The 21,495-nt window shown below is 64.9% G+C and carries 21 protein-coding genes; 9 read left to right on the top strand and 12 right to left on the bottom strand.

Features of this window, described 5'->3' with window-relative positions:
• Positions 1 to 10: 10 nt before the first annotated feature.
• On the top strand, positions 11 to 607 hold the full coding sequence (locus QA635_RS05915) for a gamma-glutamylcyclotransferase (protein WP_283067755.1): 597 nt from the start codon (positions 11 to 13) through the stop codon (positions 605 to 607).
• A gap of 17 nt (positions 608 to 624) precedes the next feature.
• On the opposite strand, the gene QA635_RS05910 is transcribed toward QA635_RS05915, so the two are convergent.
• The gene (locus QA635_RS05910) at positions 625 to 918 is read right to left on the bottom strand and encodes a hypothetical protein (RefSeq protein ID WP_225160498.1); all 294 of its coding nucleotides are present in this window, start codon (positions 916 to 918) and stop codon (positions 625 to 627) included.
• Between the two features lie 5 nt (positions 919 to 923).
• Here QA635_RS05910 and QA635_RS05905 point away from each other — a divergent pair, with 5 nt between their 5' ends.
• The 4 genes from QA635_RS05905 to QA635_RS05890 all read left to right on the top strand — a co-directional run bounded on the left by QA635_RS05905 (position 924) and on the right by QA635_RS05890 (position 7,730).
• Positions 924 to 4,226, top strand: a complete 3,303-nt coding sequence (locus tag QA635_RS05905; RefSeq protein WP_283067750.1) for an efflux RND transporter permease subunit — start codon at positions 924 to 926, stop codon at positions 4,224 to 4,226.
• 58 nt (positions 4,227 to 4,284) lie between these two features.
• Positions 4,285 to 4,755, top strand: coding sequence for a peroxiredoxin family protein (locus QA635_RS05900; RefSeq protein WP_283067747.1), 471 nt, complete (start codon positions 4,285 to 4,287; stop codon positions 4,753 to 4,755).
• A 107-nt stretch (positions 4,756 to 4,862) separates the two neighbouring features.
• On the top strand, positions 4,863 to 6,344 hold the full coding sequence (locus QA635_RS05895) for an aldehyde dehydrogenase (RefSeq protein WP_283067746.1): 1,482 nt from the start codon (positions 4,863 to 4,865) through the stop codon (positions 6,342 to 6,344).
• 162 nt (positions 6,345 to 6,506) lie between these two features.
• Positions 6,507 to 7,730 (top strand): ABC transporter substrate-binding protein, encoded by a 1,224-nt coding sequence (locus tag QA635_RS05890; RefSeq protein WP_283067745.1) that lies wholly within the window; start codon positions 6,507 to 6,509, stop codon positions 7,728 to 7,730.
• Positions 7,731 to 7,961: 231 nt separating this feature from the next.
• Here the strand turns inward: QA635_RS05890 and QA635_RS05885 are convergent, their stop codons facing one another.
• From QA635_RS05885 to ftsE, 4 genes are all read right to left on the bottom strand, one after another.
• The gene (locus QA635_RS05885) at positions 7,962 to 8,723 is read right to left on the bottom strand and encodes a lysophospholipid acyltransferase family protein (RefSeq protein WP_283067744.1); all 762 of its coding nucleotides are present in this window, start codon (positions 8,721 to 8,723) and stop codon (positions 7,962 to 7,964) included.
• A gap of 13 nt (positions 8,724 to 8,736) precedes the next feature.
• Positions 8,737 to 9,447, bottom strand: a complete 711-nt coding sequence (locus tag QA635_RS05880; protein WP_283067742.1) for a YdcF family protein — start codon at positions 9,445 to 9,447, stop codon at positions 8,737 to 8,739.
• A gap of 161 nt (positions 9,448 to 9,608) precedes the next feature.
• Positions 9,609 to 10,580: a cell division protein FtsX gene (locus tag QA635_RS05875; protein WP_283067740.1), complete on the bottom strand. Its 972-nt coding sequence runs from the start codon at positions 10,578 to 10,580 to the stop codon at positions 9,609 to 9,611.
• Positions 10,573 to 11,232 carry a cell division ATP-binding protein FtsE gene (gene ftsE, locus QA635_RS05870; RefSeq protein ID WP_016845305.1) on the bottom strand — a complete coding sequence of 220 codons (660 nt, stop codon included), beginning with the start codon at positions 11,230 to 11,232 and terminating at the stop codon, positions 10,573 to 10,575. The genes QA635_RS05875 and ftsE overlap by 8 nt, the downstream gene beginning before the upstream one ends.
• Positions 11,233 to 11,413: 181 nt before the next feature.
• Between ftsE and QA635_RS05865 the strand changes: the two genes are divergently transcribed.
• Positions 11,414 to 12,280, top strand: coding sequence for an MJ0042-type zinc finger domain-containing protein (locus QA635_RS05865; protein WP_283067737.1), 867 nt, complete (start codon positions 11,414 to 11,416; stop codon positions 12,278 to 12,280).
• 37 nt (positions 12,281 to 12,317) lie between these two features.
• Positions 12,318 to 12,695: a response regulator gene (locus QA635_RS05860; RefSeq protein WP_283067735.1), complete on the top strand. Its 378-nt coding sequence runs from the start codon at positions 12,318 to 12,320 to the stop codon at positions 12,693 to 12,695.
• Positions 12,696 to 12,844: 149 nt separating this feature from the next.
• On the opposite strand, the gene QA635_RS05855 is transcribed toward QA635_RS05860, so the two are convergent.
• From QA635_RS05855 to QA635_RS05825, 7 genes are all read right to left on the bottom strand, one after another.
• The gene (locus QA635_RS05855) at positions 12,845 to 13,672 is read right to left on the bottom strand and encodes a potassium channel family protein (protein ID WP_283067733.1); all 828 of its coding nucleotides are present in this window, start codon (positions 13,670 to 13,672) and stop codon (positions 12,845 to 12,847) included.
• An 11-nt stretch (positions 13,673 to 13,683) separates the two neighbouring features.
• Complete coding sequence (locus QA635_RS05850; RefSeq protein ID WP_283067731.1) at positions 13,684 to 13,941, bottom strand: GlsB/YeaQ/YmgE family stress response membrane protein; 258 nt, start codon at positions 13,939 to 13,941, stop codon at positions 13,684 to 13,686.
• Positions 13,942 to 13,965: 24 nt separating this feature from the next.
• Complete coding sequence (locus QA635_RS05845) at positions 13,966 to 14,430, bottom strand: YidB family protein (protein WP_283067729.1); 465 nt, start codon at positions 14,428 to 14,430, stop codon at positions 13,966 to 13,968.
• Between the two features lie 175 nt (positions 14,431 to 14,605).
• The gene (locus QA635_RS05840) at positions 14,606 to 14,983 is read right to left on the bottom strand and encodes a TadE/TadG family type IV pilus assembly protein (RefSeq protein WP_283067727.1); all 378 of its coding nucleotides are present in this window, start codon (positions 14,981 to 14,983) and stop codon (positions 14,606 to 14,608) included.
• Complete coding sequence (locus QA635_RS05835; RefSeq protein ID WP_283067725.1) at positions 14,980 to 15,483, bottom strand: TadE/TadG family type IV pilus assembly protein; 504 nt, start codon at positions 15,481 to 15,483, stop codon at positions 14,980 to 14,982. The genes QA635_RS05840 and QA635_RS05835 overlap by 4 nt, the downstream gene beginning before the upstream one ends.
• Before the next feature lie 11 nt (positions 15,484 to 15,494).
• Complete coding sequence (locus QA635_RS05830; protein ID WP_283067723.1) at positions 15,495 to 16,730, bottom strand: pilus assembly protein TadG-related protein; 1,236 nt, start codon at positions 16,728 to 16,730, stop codon at positions 15,495 to 15,497.
• A 397-nt stretch (positions 16,731 to 17,127) separates the two neighbouring features.
• Positions 17,128 to 19,746: a TIGR02302 family protein gene (locus QA635_RS05825; RefSeq protein WP_283067721.1), complete on the bottom strand. Its 2,619-nt coding sequence runs from the start codon at positions 19,744 to 19,746 to the stop codon at positions 17,128 to 17,130.
• Between the two features lie 172 nt (positions 19,747 to 19,918).
• On the opposite strand from QA635_RS05825, the gene QA635_RS05820 reads away from it, so the two are divergent.
• Positions 19,919 to 20,302 carry a carboxymuconolactone decarboxylase family protein gene (locus QA635_RS05820; protein ID WP_225164606.1) on the top strand — a complete coding sequence of 128 codons (384 nt, stop codon included), beginning with the start codon at positions 19,919 to 19,921 and terminating at the stop codon, positions 20,300 to 20,302.
• Between the two features lie 195 nt (positions 20,303 to 20,497).
• Entirely contained in the window at positions 20,498 to 21,409 is a 912-nt protein-coding gene (locus tag QA635_RS05815) for an NAD(P)-dependent oxidoreductase (protein WP_283067718.1), read from the top strand.
• Positions 21,410 to 21,495: the final 86 nt, after the last annotated feature.

Below are 21,495 nucleotides of genomic sequence, written 5' to 3'. Positions count from 1 at the left end.
CATCAGCGCGATGTCAGCAAATCCTCCCCATTCCGAAACCGACGGCGACCTCTGGGTGTTCGGCTATGGCTCACTGATGTGGAAGCCGGGCTTCGAGTTCCTGGAACAGGTGCCGGCGCGGCTGATCGGCGAGCATCGCGCACTCTGCGTCTATTCGTTCGACCACCGCGGCACGCCGGAGAAGCCGGGCCTGGTGCTCGGGCTCGACCGCGGCGGCGCCTGCCGCGGCATCGCGTTCCGCGTCGCCGCCCGCCTGCGCCACGACACCATCGCCTATTTGCGCGGACGCGAGCAGACCACCAACGTCTATCGCGAGGTGATGCGCTCGGTGTGGCTGGAGAATGCGGCGCGCGAGCGCGTCAGCGCGCTGGCCTATGTGGTCGATCGCGGCCATGTGCAATATGCCGGGCGGCTGTCGCTCGCCGAGCAGCATCGGCTGGTGCTGCAGGGCCACGGCCGCTCCGGCAACAACCGCGACTATGTGCTCTCGACAGTGGCCTCAATCGAGAAGCAGGGCTTTCGCGACACGCAGCTGCACCAGCTCGCGACGATGCTGCATGATGCCCACGCGGCGCGTCACCCGCTGCAGGATGCCCGGGATGCGTAAGGCTGCGTCGCGAGGCTCTACTTAGTTCGCTTGGCCAGCCGTCGTTTAACGACCTCGCCGAGCGGACTATCCGGCGACTTGCGGAATGCCTTGAGCTTCTTCATTTGGCCTTTGCGCAGTGCTTGCGACTGCGCTTCGCCACCATCATCGATCAGCCTTTGTAAACGGGTTGTTGCCAGATCCTCGTTTTTCGGCGTGCGGCGCGGTGCATCCGGCAAATCGCGGCGGCGGTATGGCGGCGCCCTGTGACATTTAGGCTTTTGCATCCCGGCACGGACGGATAGAAGCTGATCCGCAAACAGCGCTCGCAAATTCGATGAACCTCTCCGCCCCCTTTGTCCGACGGCCGGTCGGCACCACGCTGCTGTCGCTTGGCCTCGTGGTGGCGGGCATCATTGCGTTCTTCAAGCTGCCGGTGTCGCCGCTGCCCGACGTCGACATCCCGACCATCATGGTGCAGGCGACGCTGCCCGGCGCCAGCCCGGCCGACGTCGCCTCCACGGTGGCAAGCCCGCTCGAGCGCCATCTCGGCCAGATCGCCAGCGTCACCGAAATGACGTCGGTGTCCTCGCTCGGCTCCGCCCGCATCACACTGCAGTTCGATATCGACCGCGACATCAACGGCGCCGCGCGCGACGTGCAGGCGGCGATCAACGCGGCGCGGGCGGACCTGCCGACCAACCTGCGCGCCAATCCGACCTACCGCAAGTTCAATCCGGCCTCCGCTCCGATCCTGATCTACACCTTGACCTCGGACACGCTGACGCCGGCCGAGCTCTATGACGCCGCCTCGACCGTGCTGGCGCAGAAGCTGTCGCAGGTCGAGGGCGTCGGCGAAGTCTCGGTCGGCGGCGGCTCGCTGCCGGCGGTGCGCGTCGAGCTGATCCCGCCGGCGCTGTACAAATACGGCATCGGGCTCGAGGACGTCCGCGCCGCGCTCAGTAGCGCCAATGCGCACAGCCCGAAGGGCGGCATCGACGTCGGCAACCAGCGCTACCAGATCTACGCCAACGACCAGGCCCGCAAGGCGGCCGACTACAGGCCGCTGGTCGTCGCCTACCGCAACGGCGCGGCGGTGCGCCTGACCGACGTCGGCGACGTGATCGATTCCGTCGAGAATGTGCGCACGCTCGGCCTTTCCAACGGCAAGCCGGCCGTCGTGATGATCGTGTACCGGCAGCCGGGCGCCAACATCATCAAGATGGTCGACACCGTGAAAGGGCTGATGCCGCAGCTGAAGGCCTCGGTCTCGCCCGCGGTCGACATCACCCTCGCGATGGACCGCTCGAAGACGATTCGGGCCTCGCTGCACGACGTCGAGATCACGCTGTTGATCGCGGTGGCCCTGGTGATCCTGGTGGTGTTCGCCTTCCTGCGCAATGCGCGGGCGACGCTCGTCCCGGTGGTGGCGGTCGGCGTGTCGCTGATCGCGACCTTCGCCGTGATGTATTTGCTCGGCTACACGCTCGACATCTTCTCGCTGATGGCGCTGACGGTGGCGACCGGCTTCGTGGTCGACGACGCCATCGTGGTGCTGGAGAACATCACCCGCCACATGGACGCCGGGCTGTCGCGGCTCGAGGCGACGCTGGTCGGCACCCGCGAGGTCGGCTTCACGGTGCTGTCGATGAGCGTGTCGCTGATCGCGGTGTTCGTGCCGATCCTGCTGATGGGCGGCCTGGTCGGCCGCCTGTTCCGCGAGTTCGCCATGACCATCACGATCGCGATCGTGATCTCGCTGGCGGTCTCGCTGACCACGACGCCGATGATGTGCGCGGTGCTGCTGCGCAAGGAGGAGGGCCGGCCGCACGGCCGGATCTACCGGATCAGCGAACGCATCTTCGAGCTGATGCTGACCGGCTACCGCGCGACGCTCGGCCTCGCGCTGCGCCATCCGCTCCTGGTGATGCTGATCCTCGGCTCGACGCTCTATTTGAACTTCCATCTCTACAAGGTGGTGCCCAAGGGCTTCGTGCCGCAGCAGGACACCGGATTGCTGGTCGGCTCGATCCAGGCCGACCAGAGCACCTCGTTCCAGCTGATGCAGCAGAAGCTGACCCAGTTCATCGACATCGTGAAGTCAGATCCGGCGGTCGACACCGCGGTCGGCTTCACCGGCGGCGGCGGCGTGGGTCCCGGCGGCACCAACACCGGCACCGTGTTCGCCTCGCTGAAGCCGATGGACGAGCGCCGGCTGCGCGCAGACAAGGTGATCGAGCGGCTGCGCGAGCCGTTGGCAAGCGTCGCGGGCGCCACGCTGTTCCTGCAATCGATCGGCGACCTCGGCGCCGGCGGACGCTCGGGCAACGCGGCGTATCAGTACACGCTGAAGGGCTCGACCTTCGAGGAACTGAACGAGTGGACGCCGAAGCTCGTCGCGGCATTGCAGAAGGAGCCGACGCTCGCCGACGTCAACAGCGACCAGCAGAACAAGGCGCTGCAAGCCAATCTGATCATCGATCGCGACGCCGCCTGCCGGCTCGGCATCACGGTCAGCCAGCTCGACAACACGCTCTATGACGCGTTCGGGCAGCGCCAGGTCTCGACCATCTTCGTCGCGCGCAACCAGTATCATGTGATCATGGAGGTCGCGCCGCGCTTCTCGCAGGACCCGCAGACCCTGAAGGAGGTCTATATCTCGACCTCGGGCGGCTCGGCGAGCGGCACGCAGAGCACCAATGCGGTGGCCGGCACGGTGGCCTCGTCCTCGCAAAAAAGCTCGGTCAGCGCGGTCGCCGCCAATGTGGTGCGCAACCAGGCCACCAATTCGATCGGCGCCACCGGCAAGGGCGTCGCCTCGACCGGTACCGCGGTCTCCACCAGCGCGGAGACCATGATCCCGCTGTCCAGCGTCGCGCGCTTCGAGCACGGCGAGACGCCGCTTTCCGTCAACCACCAGGATCTCCTGGTCTCCAGCACCATCTCGTTCAACCTGCCGCCGGGCGTCTCGCTGAGCACGGCGACCACCACGATCGAGAACGCGATGCACGCGCTCGGCATGCCGGCGGGCATTTCCGGCGGATTTGCGGGCTCCGCGAAAATCTTCCAGCAGGCGCTGGCGAACGAGCTGTTCCTGATCCTCGCCGCGCTGGCGACGATCTACATCTCGCTCGGCATGCTCTACGAGAGCTACATCCACCCGCTGACCATCCTCTCCACTTTGCCCTCGGCCGGCGTCGGTGCGGTGGCGGCCTTGATGCTGTCGCACACCGATTTCGACATCATCGGCATGATCGGGGTGATCCTCTTGGTCGGCATCGTGAAGAAGAACGCCATCATGATGATCGACTTCGCGCTCGATGCCGAGCGCCAGCGCGGGCTGTCGTCGCGCGATGCGATCTACGAGGCCTGCCTGATGCGCTTCCGACCGATCATGATGACGACGCTGGCTGCCTTGTTCGGCGCGGTGCCGCTGATGATCGGCCTCGGCGAAGGCAGCGAACTGCGCCAGCCGCTCGGCATCGCGATCTTCGGCGGCCTGATCCTGAGCCAGATCCTGACGCTCTACACGACGCCGGTGGTCTACCTCTATCTTGACCGTGCCAGGCTCTGGACCCAGCGCCGCCGCGCCGCGCGCCGCGCACGCCGGGCGGCAGCATCAAGCGCCGCGGGTCGTTGACAGACCCGCGCCGATCTTGCCACCCTGCCGCGAGGTGGCAGACGCAAGGAACCCAGCCGTGACTCTCGCACCTGAAATCGCCGCGTCGCGCTGGTTCAACACTAGCGAACCCCTGACCCTGGCCGCGCTGCGCGGCCGGCCGGTGCTGCTGCACGCGTTCCAGATGCTGTGCCCCGGCTGCGTCGCGCACGGCACGCCGCAGACCCAGCGCGCGTTCGAGCTGTTCAAGCATTCGGACCTGCAGGTGATCGGGCTGCACACCGTATTCGAGCACCATGCGGCGATGACGGAGGTGTCGCTGGAAGCTTTCATCCACGAGTACCGGCTGACGTTCCCGATCGGCGTCGACGAGGCCGGCGAAGGCACGCCGATCCCGGTCACCATGCAGCGCTACGGCATGCAGGGAACGCCGACCAGCATCCTAATCGGCCGCGACGGCAACATCGTGCATCATGGCTTCGGTCAGCAGAGCGACATGGCGCTCGGCGCGATCATCGCGGCCGAGCTTGCCGCGCCGCATGACCGATAGCGGCCCGCCCCGGCTGCAACCCGGCTCACGCGACTGCGTTATGACGGCGTCGCGCAATGCGTGATAGCGTTCCGCCAACCAGAACCATCGACTTGCGGGAGGATGTCATGAAAACCTATCAGCTTTACATCAACGGCCAGTATGTCGACCCCGCCAATGGCGAATGGTTCGAGAGCATCGATCCCTATCGCGGCGAGGCCTGGGCGAAGATTCCGCGCGGCACGGCCGCCGACGCCGACAAGGCGGTGAAATCAGCCAATGAGGCGATGTGGCGCGGCCCCTGGGCGAAGATGACGGCCTCCGCACGCGGCAAGGTGATGCGCAAGCTCGGCGACCTCGTCGCGGCCAATGCCGAGCGCCTTGCCGAGATCGAGGTGCGCGACAACGGCAAGCTGATGGCCGAGATGCTCGGCCAGCTGCGCTACCATCCGGAGTGGTGGTGGTATTTCGGCGGGCTCGTCGACAAGCTCGAGGGAGGCCTGGTGCCGATCGACAAGGCGGAGACCTTTGCCTACACGACCCATGAGCCGGTCGGGGTGGTCGCGGCGCTGACCGCATGGAATTCGCCGCTGCTGTTCGTCGCCTGGAAATGCGCCGCCGCGCTCGCCGCCGGTTGCGCCGTGGTCGTCAAGCCGTCGGAATTCACCTCGGCCAGCACGCTGGAATTCGCCGCGCTGACCAAGGAAGCCGGAATTCCCGACGGCATCTTCAACGTGGTGACCGGCTTCGGTCCCGAGGCCGGCTCCGCGCTGATCGCCCATCCCGGCGTCGCCAAGATCACCTTCACGGGATCCGACACGACCGGCGCAAAGGTCTACGAGACCGCGGCCAAGAGCCTGAAGCGCGTCTCGCTCGAGCTCGGCGGCAAGTCGCCCAACATCGTGTTCGAGGACGCCGACCTCACCGCCGCCGCGGCTGGCGCGATCTCCGGCATCTTCGCCGCCACGGGGCAGACCTGCATCGCCGGATCGCGCCTTCTGGTGCAGAGCTCGATCAAGGAGAAATTCGTCGCGCGGGTGCTGGAGCTGGCAAAGTCCGCCAAGATCGGCGACCCGATGCAGTCAGACACCAATGTCGGCCCGATCACGACGCCGGCGCAGTACAAGAAGGTGCTCGACTATATCGACATCGCGAAAGCCGAGGGCGCGCGCTGCCTGCTCGGCGGCAAGCCGGCCTCCGGCGACGGCATCAAGGGCGGCCAGTTCGTCGAACCGACCATCTTCACCGACGTCGACAACACCATGCGGATCGCGCGCGAGGAGGTGTTCGGGCCGGTGCTGTCGATCATCTCCTTCGACACCGAGGAGGATGCCATCCGGATCGCCAACGACACGATCTACGGCCTCGCCGCCGGCATCTGGACCAAGGATCTCGCGCGCGCCATCCGCGTGCCGAAGCAGCTGCGCGCCGGCACCGTGTGGGTGAACACCTACCGGGCCATCAGCTACATGATGCCGTTCGGCGGCATGAAGCACTCCGGCGTCGGCCGCGAAAGCGGCATCGACGCGGTCCGCGAATATCAGGAGACCAAGAGCGTCTGGATCTCGACCGCGACCGACGTGCCGGCGAACCCGTTCGTGATGCGGTGAGTTTTCCGCACTGACATCGCTTGCTTCACCGCTCTCGGACGGACAGAGGTACGACGGCACCCGCGCGCCGAGCTGTCGCACTTGACGTGCAGGGTGGAGCAGCGATCATGAGCGTCTACGGCACACGCCGAAGAGCGTGGCCGATACTTGGGGAGATTCGCCATGACGTTTCGTTACTCGCGCGCAGTGTTCTGCGCGCTCATGCTCGCCGCCGCCCAACCTGCCCTCGCCGACAAGAAATACGGCCCCGGTGTCACTGATACCGAGGTGAAGATCGGCCAGACCATGCCCTATAGCGGCCCGGCGTCCGCCTACGGCACCCAGGGGCGCATGGAAGAAGCCTACTACGCGATGATCAACGCGAAGGGCGGCGTCAACGGCCGAAAGATCAAGCTGATTTCACTCGACGACGCCTATTCGCCGCCGAAGACCGTGGAGCAGACGCGACGCCTCGTCGAACAGGACGAGGTGCTGGCGATCATCGGCACCATCGGCACGCCGACCAATTCAGCGATCCAGAAATATCTGAACCAGAAGAAGGTCCCGCAGATCTTCATTTCGACGGGCGCGGCAAAATGGGACGACCCGAAGAACTTCCCGTGGACCACCCAGCTTTATCCGCCCTACCAGATGGAGGGCATGATCTTCGCCAAATATCTGTTGAAGAACAAGCCCGACGCGAAGCTCGGCGTGTTCTCCCAGAACGATGATGCCGGAAAGGATTACGTCAAGGGGCTGAAGGATGGCCTCGGCGACAAGGCGAAGACGATGATCGTCAAGGAAGTGACCTACGAGGTCTCCGATCCGACGGTCGATTCGCAGATCGTTTCCCTGAAAGCCTCCGGCGCCGACACGCTGTTCACGATGGCGACGCCCAAGTTCGGCGCGCAGGCGATACGCAAGGTCTACGAGCTCGGATGGAAACCGCTGAACTACGTGGTCAGCGTCTCCTCATCGATCAAGGGCGTCATGGAGCCGGCCGGCATCGAAGCTTCGAAGGGATTATTGACCGCGCTGGCGTTCAAGACGCCGACCGATCCCACCTGGGAGAACGCCGCCGACGTGAAGGAGTTCAAGGAATTCCTGGCGAAGTGGTATCCGCAAGGCGACATCGCCGACGGCAGCAACGTCACCGGCTACATCTCGGCCTATATGACGGCGAAGGTCATCGAGATGTGCGGCGACGATCTGACGCGCGAGAATTTGCTGAAGCAGGCAACCAACCTCAACAAGGTGGTCGCGCCGCTGCTGCTGCCCGGCATCGCCATCTCGACGCGGCCGGACCGCTATGCGCCGTTCACGCAGATGCAGATCGCAACGTTCGACGGCAAGAGTTGGGTGCCGCAAGGCGAGACCTTCAACACCGACGCGGCGGCCGGTCAGTAGTGGCGACGCCATTCGCGATACGGTAATTCACCGCATCGTCATGGGCCGGGCAGCCGCCCGAAGGACGGCGTCGCTTCAGCTTGCCTATGCCCGGCCATCCACGTCTTGCTTCGGGCCGAACCAAAAACGTGGATGCCCGGGACAAGCCCGGGCATGACGATTTCTGTAAGCACCGACGAAACGCGGGCACGAAAATCGCGGCAGCAACCGCACCAGGGCTTGTGCTGCGTCCTACCCCTTCGCCGCATTCGGCACACCGCCGAACAATTTAGCCTGCTCGGCGCGGCCGGCCTCGACGATGCGGGTGGTGGCGGTTTCGATCTGGTCGCGCAGGCGGGTCATGAACTCGTCGCGCGGCAATCCCGGCGGCAGCGGATCGAGGAATTCGACCACCAGCGTGCCGGGATAGCGCATGAAGGTGCGGCGCGGCCAGAACAGCCCGGAATTGAGCGCGATCGGCAGGCACGGCACGCCGCTCTCGGCATAGATCTGCGCGACGCCGGCCTTGTAGTTCGGCGCCGCACCGGGCGCGGTGCGGGTGCCCTCGGGGAAGATCACAAGCTGCCGGCCGAGCTTCACCTCGACCGCGGCGCGCTTCAGCGTCTTGATCAGCGAGCGCGGACCGCCGCCGCGCTCGACCGAGATCATGCCGACTTTCTTGAGGTACCAGCCGAACACCGGGATCATCATCAGCTCGCGCTTCAGGATGAACAACGGATGCTCGAAGAAGCGCACAAGCGCGAACGTCTCCCAGAACGACTGGTGCTTCGAGGCGACCACCAGCGGCCCGCTCGGAATCTTCTCGATGCCGCGAAACTCGATCCTGATGTTGCAGATCACGCGCATCAGGAACAGGCTGATGTTGGCCCACGCGGCTTCGAGCGCCATCAACGCCCCCCGCGGCAGTAGCAGCGCCGGCAGCGCGACGATGCAGAGCGCCACCAGCACCAGATAGAACAGCACGTTGAAGATCAGCGAGCGCAGGAAAATCATTTCACCCTTGGTCCTAATTCGCCTGCGCCGTCGCCGGGCGGCGTGGCGCGGCAGCCGGCTCGGCGAGATCGGAGGTCAGGTCGAGGCCGAGATCGGCCAGCCGCACCCGCATCTCCGCGGCGACATATTTGGCGTATTCCGATAGCAAGAGACGGAACGTCGCGCCACTCGTCCACCACGGCTCGTCGCGCCATTTCTCGCCGACCACGGCGAACGGGATCAGCGTCACGTCGGGCATTGCATGTGACAGTTCCACGATCGCCCGCGGCATGTGGTAGTTCGAGGTCACCACGATCAGCGACTTGAAGCCGCGCTCGCGCGCCCAGCGCCGCGTCTCCGCCGCGTTGCTGCGGGTGTTGAGCGCCGAGCGGTCGAGATCGACGCAACAGCTCATCAGCCCCTTGCTGTCCGGCACCGAGCGGGAAATGTCGCTGGCGTCGTTGGTCGGATGTACGCCCGAGATCAGCAAACGCTTGCCGTAGCCGGCGGCCAACAGTTCCATGGCGTCGGACACCCGCGACGAGCCGCCGGTCAGCACCACGATGCCGTCGGCATTTTGCGGCGGGTCGGTCTCGACGCCGCGCAATTGCGAGAGGAAGCCGACAAAGCCGACCGCCGCGGCGACGAAGGCAAGCGCCAGCGGCGCGACGATAACGGCGCGCAGCCAGCCGCGCGGGCGCGCGGCAAAGCCATTCGGCGACGTATCGTCGGACTGCAAACTCATGTGATGCGGTTATCCTTCCCCCCGGGCGATTTTAAAGCATGATCCGGAAAAGTGGAAACCGGTTTTCCCCGGGACCAGCCGCGTGCATGCGCGCGAATTCACACTTGGGCGACGAAATGCAATCACGAGGCGGCGCCATGATTTCGAGTTTCGCGGCGCCGTCAGTCGATGTCGTCGAGCGTGGCAAACAGGGTGCGCCGCGATGCCCACGCGGTGATCGCCGCGATCAGCACCGCCTGCATCGCCAGCACCAGATAGCCCGACGGACGCAGCGAGAACGTGCCGAGCAGGGCCGCGAACTGGTCGCCCACCGGCGTGCCGGAGAACCAGTTGGCGATCGACTCGGAGAAGCCGAACGCCAGCATCGCCGCACCGCCACCGATCAGCCCGCCTTCGAGGCCGAGCCGAAGGAAATGCCGCAGGAAGCGGTTGGCGATGAAGCTGTCGCCGGCGCCGACGAAATGCAGCACCTCGACGATCGGGCGGTTGGCGGCCATCGCGCCGCGGGTCGCGAACGACACCGAGATGATGGTTGCGATGATCACGAGGATGAGGATGCCGACGCCGGCGAACGTCGTGGCGCCGGTCATCGAGCGCATTCGCTCGATCCAGGCGCGGTGATCGTCGACGCTTGCGGTCGGCGCCGCCTGGGTCACCCGCGCGCGTAAGCCGGCAAGATCGAGCGTGGTGCCGGGCTGCACCCGCGCCACGATGACGCGCGGCACCGGCAGTTCGTCGATCGAGAGCCCGCTGCCGAGCCATGGCTCCAGCAGCTTGGCGGATTCCTCCCTGCTGAACGGACGGACCTCGAGAATGCCGGGCTGCGCCCGCATCGCCTCCACCGCGGCCTGCGCGTCGCGATCGAGATCGCGGCCCGGCGAGGGGCGCACCTGGATGGTGATCTCGCTCGATACTTCCGACTGCCATTCGGCGGCTGACGCGCTGACCAAGAGCACGGTGCCCGTTGTCAGCGAGGCGAGGAAGGTCATGATCGCGACGACCGCGACCAGCGCACGGCCCGAGATCGAGGCGCGCGGCACGATCGGCGACATGTTGCGCGCGGTGGCCGGGACCTGCGGGCGTTCGCGCCCGAGATCGACCAACGATACTTTCTCGTCGCCGCCTCTATTCATAGATGTGCAGCCGTCCCTGATGCAGCACCAGCCGCCGCGCCTCGTATTGATCCATCAACGTGATGTCGTGGGTCGCGATGATGACCGCGGTGCCGGATTTGTTGAGCTCGATGAACAGCCGCAGCAGGCGGCGCCCGAGCGTCGGATCGACGCTGCCGGTCGGCTCGTCCGCCAACAGCAGTTGCGGCCGCGAGATCACCGCGCGCGCGATCGCGGCGCGCTGCTTCTCGCCGCCCGACAGGATCGGCGGCAGCGCATCCATGCGCTCGCCGAGGCCGACCCATTTCAAAAGATCGATCACCTCTCGGCGATAGCTCGATTCCTCGCGGCCCATCACGCGGAACGGCAGCGCGACGTTCTCATAGGTGGTCATGTGATCGAGCAGGCGAAAATCCTGCAGCACGATGCCGATCCGCTTGCGCAGGTCGGCGACCTGGTCCTTGCTCAGCAGCGAGACATCCTTGCCGAACAGATTGACCAGCCCGCGGGTCGGCCGCAACGACAGGAACAGGAGCCGCAGCAGCGAGGTCTTGCCCGCGCCCGACGGCCCGGTGAGGAACTGGAACGAGTGCGCCGGGATCATGAACGAGAGGTCGCGCAAAATCTCCGGGCCGAGCCCGTAGCGCAGACCGACATTTTCGAACCGAACCAATGCGCTAGCTCCGTTCGAGAGGGCCGATGGCCCAATACCCCACACCGACGGCGCAGACGGCCCGAACTTCGGCCGAGCGTCCGCGAACCGCACAGAAAGCTTGTGCTTCGGTTATGGTTTCCGATTCGTTAACGGTCGCTAAGTAGCATCCGGGCATCCACACGGTGGAGATTCGGCCTCCATGCATATTGTTTGCCCGCATTGTACAACATCCTACGCCATCAATCCGGCCACCTTGGGCGAGGCCGGACGTACCGTCCGTTGTTCCCGCTGCCGGGAGGTCTGGCTGGCCCGGCCGGAGGACGCCATCGGGGCGACCGCGCCCACTTTGGCCTATCAGTCCGCCGGTTCCGATCTCGCCGCCGAATGGGAGGCCATGGGCCGGGAGGAGGCTGACGCGACCCCGGTGGTCGAGAGCCCCTCGATTTCGGCCGATTTGCCCGCCGAGGGCAGCGACGCCGTCACGGAATGGCCGGCGCTGGCCGAGGCCGATGCCGCCGCCCATGCCGACGCCGGGGACGCCGGAACCAGTGGGCGCTTCCGCCTGCCCCGGCTTCCCCGCCTGTTCCGACTGCCCGCCCTGCCCCGAATTCCGTTCATGCCCGTGATCGGCGCCCTGCCGACCACCTGCGGCGCCATGGCCGCGCTGGTCATCGCGCTGTTCGTCTGGCGCAACGACGTGGTGCGGCTGCTGCCGCAGACCGCGCTGTTCTACAAGATGGCCGGGCTCGACGTGAATTTGCGCGGGCTCGCCTTCAAGGATCTCAAGATCACCAACGAGACCGTGGACGGCAAGCCGGTGCTGGTGATCGAGGGCATGATCGTCGGCCAGACCAGGAAGCCGGTCGAATTGCCGCGGCTGCGCTTCTCGGTCCGCGACGCGCAGGGCGCCGAAATCTACGCCTGGAACGCCGTGCTGGAGCAGCCGGTGCTCAATCCCGGCGAGCGGGCCTTCTTCAAGTCGCGCCTCGCCTCGCCGCCGCCCGAAGGCCGCAATATCGACGTACGCTTCTTCAACAAGCGTGATCTCACCGGCAGCCGCGCGTGAGCCGCCGGTCAACTCCATCGGGAACCGACCAATCACCATGACGCGTGTTCTGATCGCCGACGACGAAGACTCGATGCGCTCGCTGGTGGCGCGCGCCATCGCCATGGACGGCCACGAAACCGTGACCGCGCAGGACGGCGCCGAGGCGCTGGAGGTACTGACGCGCGACGAAGGCGCGTTCGACCTTCTGCTCACCGACATCCAGATGCCCGTCATGGACGGCATCGCACTGGCGCTGACCGCGGCGCGTGACTTCCCTGCGTTGAAGATCCTGCTGATGACCGGCTTCGCCCATCAGCGCGAGCGCGCCTCCGGCCTCGAGGCGATCGTGCATGACGTGGTGACGAAACCGTTCTCGGTGGCCGATATCCGCAGCGCGGTCGCGGACGCGCTGGCGGCGCGGAAGGCCAGCTAGGGCATGTATTGGTCAAAAGCGTGACGTATGCCAGATTCTCAGCAGCGGCGCAGAAGAAGGCACTGGCCAAGATCCGAGATGGGCCAGCAACGGACAAAAGACCAAGTCCGTCCTGCACGTGGGTCGACCGTGTACACGGCTGCATCTGGCTAGCCGGCCCCTTCATCAGGAATATTCAATACCGTGCCACATGCCTTGCAATGAACGGCATCGATATCATGGCGTTGCAGGCCGCAGACCGGGCACGAAAACCGCACCTTTGCCGGCGCCAACAAGGCTTTGGCGAGACTCAGAAAAAGCGTCACGCCAAAGATCATTATGACAACGGTAATAAGTCGGCCAGTCGTACCGGGTAAGGTGATGTCACCGAAACCGGTCGTGGTCAGCGCCGTGACGGTGAAGTAAAGCGCATCGGCGTAATTGGCGATCTGATTGTGGTGAGATTTCTGAGTCTCGTAGACTATTCCGGTCATCACGAAAATGAACACGGCGAGGTTGGCGACGGCAAACACGACTTCCTCGTTTTGCCGGAAGAAGGAGCTGTCAGCACGAAGCCGCGCCGCCATCCGGACGTCGCGGAGCAATCTCAATGTTCGAAGTGTGCGCAGGAAGCCGCCAGCTTCTCCGGCAAGCGGCGCAAGAAATGAAATTACCACGACGATATCCGTCCATGTCGACAGACGGGTGAATTCCCGCAACGGATGCCGGCTGATAATCAACCGCGCCGAGAAATCCGCAAGGATCAGGACGCCTAACACCAGGTCGAGCGATTCAACAGCCCTGCCCCGAGGAAGGAACGACGTCACGATGACAAACAACACCGTGACGGCATCAAGCACAAGCAAGCCGTATCTGAACCGCACGGCCGCCGAAGATTCGCCCTCGTAGAACTGACGAAGCGCACCCTTCAGCAACTCGAATGGGCTGGCAACGAAGTCAAGCAACCCATGCTTATCCGGGATCTGCGGAGCCACCATGGCTGATTAGATCAAGCAGTTCGCTTTCCGGCAAAGAAACCATAGATCGCTAACAGGATGATCGCTCCGACAACGGCGCCAATGAAGCCCGCGCCTTCGCCCGCCTTATACCAGCCGAGCGCCTGTCCGAGATAAGACGCCAGGATCGACCCGACGATACCCAAGATAGTCGTCAACACGAACCCCGAAGGTTCATTACCTCCGGGCATGATGAACTTCGCAACGACACCCGCCAGAAATCCAACAATGATGGTCCAGATGATGCTCATCTCGCTGCCTCCTGTGCGCGGCGATCAAACGTCCCGGGGAGGCAAACGACCGTCCGGCGTATATTTATCGACGGCTGCTGGCAGCTCGCGCGAAAGTCGCGCAAGGAGCTCTTCTTGCGACAGTCCAGTCTGCTTCACCAGGATTGCCAGAACATCCTGACCTATCGCTTGCTTGAGCTGAGGAGGTGCTATTTCTTTGTTCGGGCCCGGCCCCACCCATGACTCGGCAGCTTCTCCCTGTCCGTTTTTCGTGAACTGATCGAGCAATTCGCTAAGACCGCCACCAAGAAGGCCCCCGACGCCTCCACCGCCCAGCATACTGCTGAAGACACTCGACAAATCGCCTTGTGCCTGCGCCTGCCCGCCCCCCGTCTTGGACGAAGCACCCGTCGCGTTGTTCAACATTTCCATCAGCTTGTCCCGGTTCTGATAGCCGGCAAGGGCAAGCATTCCAAGGAGCGCAGTCATCGATGGCATTCCGCGGCTCATTTTACCCTCCTGTAATGAATTTCAGCTCATGGAGACTCCAATCGGCGCATATTAAATTCTGGCAGGATCAATCCGGCAAACTGTGCGGGCCCCTGGAAGGTGCGATGTTGATCTGAATCAATGGCGCAGTCGCGAACGCGCTGGCGGCGCGGAAGGCCAGCTAGGGTTTACGAACTCAACTCGGAAAGCATGCCCGGGCGGTCAGCGTCACCGGGGACAGATTGAGAAATTGCGCAAATTGAAATGCATAACTCGCGCTGACCACGTTGCCGCAGGCTGACGTGGAATAGGTGAATGTCTGCGCCGGAAGTGTGAGGCCGAACGCCTGCTGCGCGGCGTAATTCGTGATGGCGCTGCCGCTTGGACAGAGCGTGCTGTTGACGGTCGCGCACCGCGCCGCCATTTCGGTGCCGTGCTGCAGCCCGAGCTGGGTCCAGAACAGCAGTCCGAATTCGACGATGCCAAATATGAACAGGAAGAACACGGGAGCGGTCAGGGCGAATTCCAGCGCCGAAGCCCCGCGATTGTCCTGCCATAGCGTTGTGAGTTTCACTGCAGCCTCGCAGTGGACTGGGCGCTATAGGTGTATGAGGCCGCCACAATCTGATAATTGATCAGCGTGTAATACGTCCCTTGCGCCGAAACCATGGCATATGTTCCGGCCTGCGCGCCGCTGGGGCAGACCGCGCCGCAACTGACGGTGTTAACCCCCGCACTCGTCGGGCACCCGCAAAACTGGTACGGCTTGGGCGAAGCGCTGATGGCTGTGGAATTCGTGGCGGCTGTCACGGCGCCGGTAACGCCAGTCTCGTCAAAGCCGCGCACGATGGCGTATTGCGCTCCCGCCTGCGCGGCATTCTCGACCTGCATCTTGCGATAGAGCGCAAGTCCGATGTCGGTTACCGAGACGACCATCAGGGACAGCAACGGGATCATGATGCCGAATTCGATGGCCGCGACGCCGCCCCTGTCGTGAACGGCGGTGCGCACAAGCCGCGTCAGAGAGAAAACCAATCGACCACGGCTGTTGGATGAGGATCTCTGGTTTTGCATCGGGGCCAACCTCACTCGATGAGTTGCGCGGTTTGCGTGCCTATCGTCGCGGTGCCGAGCGCCGAACAATTGACCTGAAGGTTCGACGTGCCGCTGAACGTCAGCGTGTCCGCGATGATCTTGGTGCATGATGTGCTTGTACCGTTGCCACCGCCGAAGCTGAGGTCGGCCTTCGGCAGGTAGATGGCGCCGCCGAAGTTCTGGGTCGCACCACCCGTGAGATTAAAGGTAGTCCCGGCCGGCATGTTGCGGTCGCCATACATGACGATGCCCTTCGTGGAGCCGGAGGTCGGCGCCGTCAGATCGATGATGGCGTTGCTGCCGATCGAAGCCGTGCCCCACTTGCTTCCCGAGCCCGTAAAGACCAGGGTCACGCCGGTGCCCGTGATGGTGGCGTTGCCCGCGACGCTCAGGTTCGAGCCGTCCAGGTAATAGATGCCCGGATCGAGGTTCAGCGTTGCGCCGGCGTTCACCGTAATGCTGCCCGAGTAGCAGCCGGGGCTGAGGGAGTTCGTCTTTCCGTTGGAATTGACCGTAATCTTGGCGTTCGTGCAGCTCGGCTTCGACGGCGGAGAGACGTTCGCATACGGGTCAGCCATTGGCTTCACATGCGTCTTGACGCCGTTGGTGGCGGTGATGTTGCTGGTGCCGGAGACGTCGCCGACGACGCCGACCTGATTGGCGGCGACCGTCGCGCTGCCGGCCACGTTGAGCGATGGGCTTGCACCCGAGTTGCTGTAAAGGTTGCACTTGATCAGGTTGAGCTGGTTGCCGCCGCTCACGTTGACCGCGGGACTGGCGCTGGCGTTGAGCGCAAGCACGCAGCCCGTCCCGGAATTCGGCAGGGCGACCGCGCGCGCGGTGACCGGCACCGGGGCCGAGCCGAACAAGGCTGACAGCAACCGCTGTTGCGGTTGACTCACGATGACTTCGACCGCCTGCAGGTTCGACGTCTGACTGCCGGTCTTCGGCGGTTGATTCACCGTGACCGTGACGTTGTGCGCCCCGTTCGCGTAACCGTAGTTTGCCGTGACCGCGTTGGCTTCGGACAAAAGGTCGGCGCCTGCACTTGCCGCCGTTGCGGCGCTTACCGCGCCGGAGTCGGCGGCACTCTGCATGTTCTTATGTTTGTAGTACCACCATCCCACTTCGGTACCGAGCCCTGCCGTGCCGACCAGGACCGGCATGAGCAGCGCTGAAATGATCACATAGCTGCCCGACTGGTCTCGAACGAATTGTCGAACCAAGCTGGTCTGATGTTGGTGCCGGCGAGTAATACCCAATGGCCGGTATGACGATGCAATGAATAAACGGCTGTGCCTCATGTGCTCTCCTGAGACGCTTGCCAATTTTCCGAAGTAAGGTGACGCAAGCGACTTAAATGCGCGCCAACGGGAACCCGACAATTTTAGGAAAATTGTGCGAAACGGGCGGACGACGCCCGGTCCCGATCGCACCCGATTGGAACGCGGGGCGCGTAGCCCGCAGAAGCTGACGTCTGCAGGCTTACGACCGTCGTGCAGATTCCGCGTCATTCCAGTGGAAGCGCGGCATACAGGTCGCCGTGGCCGTTCGATTCAAGCGCCGATGTCTCGTGAGTAGGCACGAGCTTTCACGGATGACGACAGTCGAAGGACGAGGCGCTCAATAATCCTTCAGCAGCCGCTCGATGTAGTCGAGCTCGATCTGCGGCCGCGACGGATCGGCGAGGCGGCGGCGCAGCTCTTCGAGGATGCGGCGGACGCGCTGCACGTCGATCTCGCCGGGGATCTTCACCGTGTAGTCGTCGCCGAATTCCCGGCCATGCAACGGGCGGCCGAGCGGATCGGTCTGGTTGCCGCCGCTCTGCTGGCGGCCGGCGCGGTTGCCGGGGCTGTCGCCCGGCTGGTCGCCATCGCCCTGCTGCATCGCGTCGGCGAGGCTCTGGGCGCCCTTGCGCAGCGCATCCAGCGCACGGCCCTGCGAATCCACCGCGCCGTCGGCATTGCCCTCGCCGAGCCGCCCGGAGGCATCGCCCATCGCGGAATCGGCCTGGTCGAGCCCATCATCGCCGTCATCGCCCTGGTCGCCGCCTTGATCGCCCTGCTGCGCCTGGTCGCCCTTCTGACCCTGACCTTTCTGGCCCTTCTGGCCGCGCTGGTCCGGTCCCATGCCGCGCTTGGCGAGCTCTTCCTGCAGCTTCTTCAGGCGGTCGCGCAGCGCCTGCTGGTCCTGCTGCAGGTCGCCCATCGACTGCTCGCCCTGCTTGCCGCGCATGCGGTCGCGGCGGGAATCCTGGCCCTGCTTGAAGGTCTTGTCGCGCAATTGCTGCTGCTTGCGGATCATGTCGCCGAGCTCGTTGAGCGACTGCTGCATGTCGTCGTCGCCCTGATTGGGCTGCGCCATTTGCAGGTTTTCCAGCATCTGCTGCATCTGCTCGAGCAGCTGCCGCGCCGCATCCTTGTCGCCGGAGCGTGACAGCCGCTCCATGCGATCGAGCATGTTCTTGAGATCCTGCTGGCTCAGCACCTTGGCATTGGGATCGAGCGGCCGGGCGAGCTGCTGCGGATTGTTGCGGAACTGCTCGACCATCTGGCGCAGGAAATTGTCCAGCGCGGCGCGCAGATTGTCGGTGAGCTTCTTGATCTCCTCGTCGGTCGCGCCGCGCTCGAGCGCCTGCTTGAGCGCGTCCTGCGCCGCGCGCAGCGCCTTGTCGACGTCCGAGATATTGCCGTCCTCGATGGTGACGGCGAGCGACCACAGGCTGGCGACCACCTCGCGCAATTGGTCGTCGGTGCGCGCCGCCTCGAGCTGCCGGCTCACGGTGTGCAAGCCAAGGTAATAGCCGGTCTCCGGCATGAACATTTCGGGCGCGATCATCAGCGCCTCGAGCGCGGCGAACACCTGGCCGTTCTGGTTGGCGTCGAGCGCCAGGATACGGCGCTGCTCGATCAGCGCGCGCGCCAGCGGCTTGGTGAACAGGCGCTCCGGCAGCCGCATGTTGAACGGCTCGCTCTTGCCCTCATTGCCGGCCTCGTCCTTGGCCGTCAGCGTCAAGGTCACGTCGGCGCCGGCATAGGGATCCTCACTGAGGTCCTTCACGGTCTGGCCGACGCCGTTGCGGGTGCGCGCATTCGGCAGCACCAGCGCGAATTGCGGCGGCTCGAACAGCGGTCGCGGCTGCGCCGCCTTGCCGTCGGCATCCTTCTTGCCGTCGGCCTCCTTCGGCGCATCGGTCGGCCGCACTGCGAATTGCGCGCGCGCTTCGCTGACGCCGTAGTCGTCCTCGAGCCGGTAGGACATCTGCAGCGCGCCGCGCGCCTGCCGCTCCGGATCCTTGGCGAGCGCAATCGACGGCGGGCGGTCCGGCGTGGCGGTGAATTTCCACTGCGGCTGACCGGCCGGCGCACGGACATGCGCGGTGCCGTCGCCGGTGATCTTGAAATGCCGCTCGTTGGTGCCCTTGGGCGCCTGCCCGTCCGACGCTACTTCGGTAACACCGCCACCGACGACGACGTCGATGCTGCCGCCGCTAGAGCGCACCAGGAGCGTGCTGCCGGCCGGAACCGCGAGCGGGGTGGTGTCCGCCGCGTTGGCGTCCTTGTTGGCGTTGGACAGAATGATCGGCGGCTTGCCGGTGTAGTTGGGCGGCGTCACCCAGGCATCGACCCGGACATTGGCCGGCGCCATGATGCCGTTCCAGTCGAATGCGGAGGCGACCCGCAGGCCACGCTCGTCGCCGGCGGCGACATAGCTCGCAACCAGCATCACGATGACCAGCGCGCGCAGCGCCCAGGGGTCGTGCAGCGACACGCGCGGCCGCGGCAGCCCGGCGCGGATGCGCTTGATCGAGGCCAGCGTGCGCTCGCGCTGCGCCTGCCACAGCGCCAGCGCAAACGGATCCTTATTGGTGAGAGTGTCGGAGAGCGTGGTCGCCGGGCGATGGCGAATGCCGGCGCCGCGGTCGAGCCGGCTCAGGCCCTCCTCGCGGCTCGGCCAGCGGAAGCGCACCAGCGGCGACAGCGCCGCGAGCGCGGCAATCGCGAACAGGCCGGCGCCGGCCACGCGTGCGACAAACGGCAGCACCAGCCACAGCCCGGCCCAGGACGCGACCAGGAACAATCCTGCGACCGTCAGGAACCGGGCCAGATGCGGCCAGGCCCGTTCCCACCCAATCGCGAACCTTGCCCGCTGCAGAGCCTCTGTCAGTTTCAGCCGCGCGATCGCATCGCTGTCGCGGACGGCGCGTGACGGGTCAGAGGGGTCGATGTTGGCTCCGCTCAATAAAATCTCCGGGGTAGCCGGCAGGTCAGCCTAGCACGGCGGCGGCTTTGAGGCACCCGTTCCAGGCAGTAACCCACACCGGGAAATACGCATAACACGAAGGCGTGACTGCGGCGGTTCGACCCCGTAACGTCCCGGCCGAACCATCGCATTAACGCATGAGGAACGCGATATGGACCAAAAAACGCACGACAAGGGGCTCGAAATCCGCAAGGCGGTGCTGGGCGAAGCCTATGTCAACAATGCGCTGAAGAATTCGGACGGCTTCAACAAGCCATTCCAGGAACTCGTCACCGAATATTGCTGGGGCGCGGTCTGGGGCCGCGAGGAATTGCCGCGCAAGACCCGCAGCATGCTCAACCTCGCCATGATCTCGATCCTGAACCGGCCGCACGAATTGAAGGCCCACATCAAGGGCGCGCTGACCAACGGCGTGTCCCGCGACGAAATCCGCGAGATCTTCATGCAGGTCTCGATCTATGCCGGCATCCCGGCCGGCGTCGACAGCTTCCGCATCGCGCGCGAGGTGTTCGCCGAACTCGACAACAAGGCGTGAGACGCTGCTGCCTCACCCGCAATGTCGTCCTGGCGAAAGCCAGGACCCATAACCACAGGCCTTCGTGGTGGGAACACGCTGTGGCTCCAGCGGAGCACAACAATCAACCGCGGTGGTAATGGGTCCCGGCCTTCGCCGGGACGACAGCGAATGTGGGCGCGCATATCGCACATAACGACATAGAGGAAACGACTCATGGAAATCGGATTCATCGGCCTCGGGAAGATGGGCTTCCCGATGGCGCGCCGGCTGATCGAGGCAGGCCACAAGCTCACCGTGTTCGACACCAGCAAGGACGCGCTCGACAGGCTGGTCGCACTCGGCGCGGTGGCCGCAACCTCGCCCAAGGACATCGCCGACCGCGTCGAGACCGTGATGGCGAGCCTGCCTTCGCTGCAGGCCTCGCTCGAGGTGGCGACCGGCGCGGGCGGCGTGATCGAGGGCACGCGCGTCAAACGCTTCGTCGACCTCTCCACCGTCGGCTCGCGGATGGCGGTGAAGATCCACGAGCTGTTGGGCAAGAAGAACATCGTGCAGATCGACAGCCCGGTCTCCGGCGGCGTCGCCGGCGCCGAGAAGGGCACGCTCGCGGTGATGGTGTCGGGCCCGCGCGCCGATTTCGAACTGGTGAAGGGCGCGCTCGACGTCATCGGCAAGGTGTTCTTCATCGGCACCAAGCCGGGCTCCGGCCAGACCATGAAGCTCGCCAACAACTTCCTGTCGGCGACCGCGATGGTGGCGACCTCGGAGGCCGTTGTGATGGGCGTGAAGTCCGGGCTCGATCCGGCCGTGATGATCGACGTCATCAATGCCGGCTCCGGGCTGAACACTGCAAGCCGCGACAAGTTTCCGCGCTCGGTGTTGCCGCGCAGCTTCGACTTCGGCTTCGCTACCGGGCTGATGGTGAAGGACGTGCGGCTTGCGGTCGAGGAAATGCGTTCGCTCGGGCTGTCGATGGAAGTCGCCGAAGCGGTCGGCCGGCTCTGGGAAGTCATCATCCGCGACGAGGGACCGGAGTCGGACTTCACCGCGGCGATCAAGCCGATCGAGAAGGCCGCGGGCGTGATCGTCGGCGGCGGTAAAGGCGGCGCGCACGCCGCGAAGTAACGACTGCGTAGGATGGGTAGAGCGAAGCGAAACCCATCAATTGCGTCCGCGCAGCAGATGATGGGTTTCGCTGCGCTCTACCCATC

Source organism: Bradyrhizobium brasilense (assembly GCF_029714345.1).
Lineage (GTDB): Bacteria > Pseudomonadota > Alphaproteobacteria > Rhizobiales > Xanthobacteraceae > Bradyrhizobium > Bradyrhizobium australafricanum.
This window is presented reverse-complemented; position numbering and strand designations above follow the sequence as displayed.

What these genes read in the sequence shown, in the direction of transcription:
- QA635_RS05880 (WP_283067742.1), bottom strand. Translation starts at nt 9,447, where the DNA reads ATGAGTTTGCAGTCCGACGATACGTCGCCGAATGGCTTTGCCGCGCGC.
- QA635_RS05835 (WP_283067725.1), bottom strand. Translation starts at nt 15,483, where the DNA reads ATGCAAAACCAGAGATCCTCATCCAACAGCCGTGGTCGATTGGTTTTC.
- QA635_RS05885 (WP_283067744.1), bottom strand. Translation starts at nt 8,723, where the DNA reads ATGATTTTCCTGCGCTCGCTGATCTTCAACGTGCTGTTCTATCTGGTG.
- QA635_RS05845 (WP_283067729.1), bottom strand. Translation starts at nt 14,430, where the DNA reads ATGAGCCGCGGAATGCCATCGATGACTGCGCTCCTTGGAATGCTTGCC.
- QA635_RS05855 (WP_283067733.1), bottom strand. Translation starts at nt 13,672, where the DNA reads ATGGTGGCTCCGCAGATCCCGGATAAGCATGGGTTGCTTGACTTCGTT.
- QA635_RS05915 (WP_283067755.1), top strand. Translation starts at nt 11, where the DNA reads ATGTCAGCAAATCCTCCCCATTCCGAAACCGACGGCGACCTCTGGGTG.
- QA635_RS05815 (WP_283067718.1), top strand. Translation starts at nt 20,498, where the DNA reads ATGGAAATCGGATTCATCGGCCTCGGGAAGATGGGCTTCCCGATGGCG.
- QA635_RS05865 (WP_283067737.1), top strand. Translation starts at nt 11,414, where the DNA reads ATGCATATTGTTTGCCCGCATTGTACAACATCCTACGCCATCAATCCG.
- QA635_RS05875 (WP_283067740.1), bottom strand. Translation starts at nt 10,580, where the DNA reads ATGAATAGAGGCGGCGACGAGAAAGTATCGTTGGTCGATCTCGGGCGC.
- QA635_RS05860 (WP_283067735.1), top strand. Translation starts at nt 12,318, where the DNA reads ATGACGCGTGTTCTGATCGCCGACGACGAAGACTCGATGCGCTCGCTG.
- QA635_RS05820 (WP_225164606.1), top strand. Translation starts at nt 19,919, where the DNA reads ATGGACCAAAAAACGCACGACAAGGGGCTCGAAATCCGCAAGGCGGTG.
- QA635_RS05850 (WP_283067731.1), bottom strand. Translation starts at nt 13,941, where the DNA reads ATGAGCATCATCTGGACCATCATTGTTGGATTTCTGGCGGGTGTCGTT.
- QA635_RS05895 (WP_283067746.1), top strand. Translation starts at nt 4,863, where the DNA reads ATGAAAACCTATCAGCTTTACATCAACGGCCAGTATGTCGACCCCGCC.
- QA635_RS05905 (WP_283067750.1), top strand. Translation starts at nt 924, where the DNA reads ATGAACCTCTCCGCCCCCTTTGTCCGACGGCCGGTCGGCACCACGCTG.
- QA635_RS05890 (WP_283067745.1), top strand. Translation starts at nt 6,507, where the DNA reads ATGACGTTTCGTTACTCGCGCGCAGTGTTCTGCGCGCTCATGCTCGCC.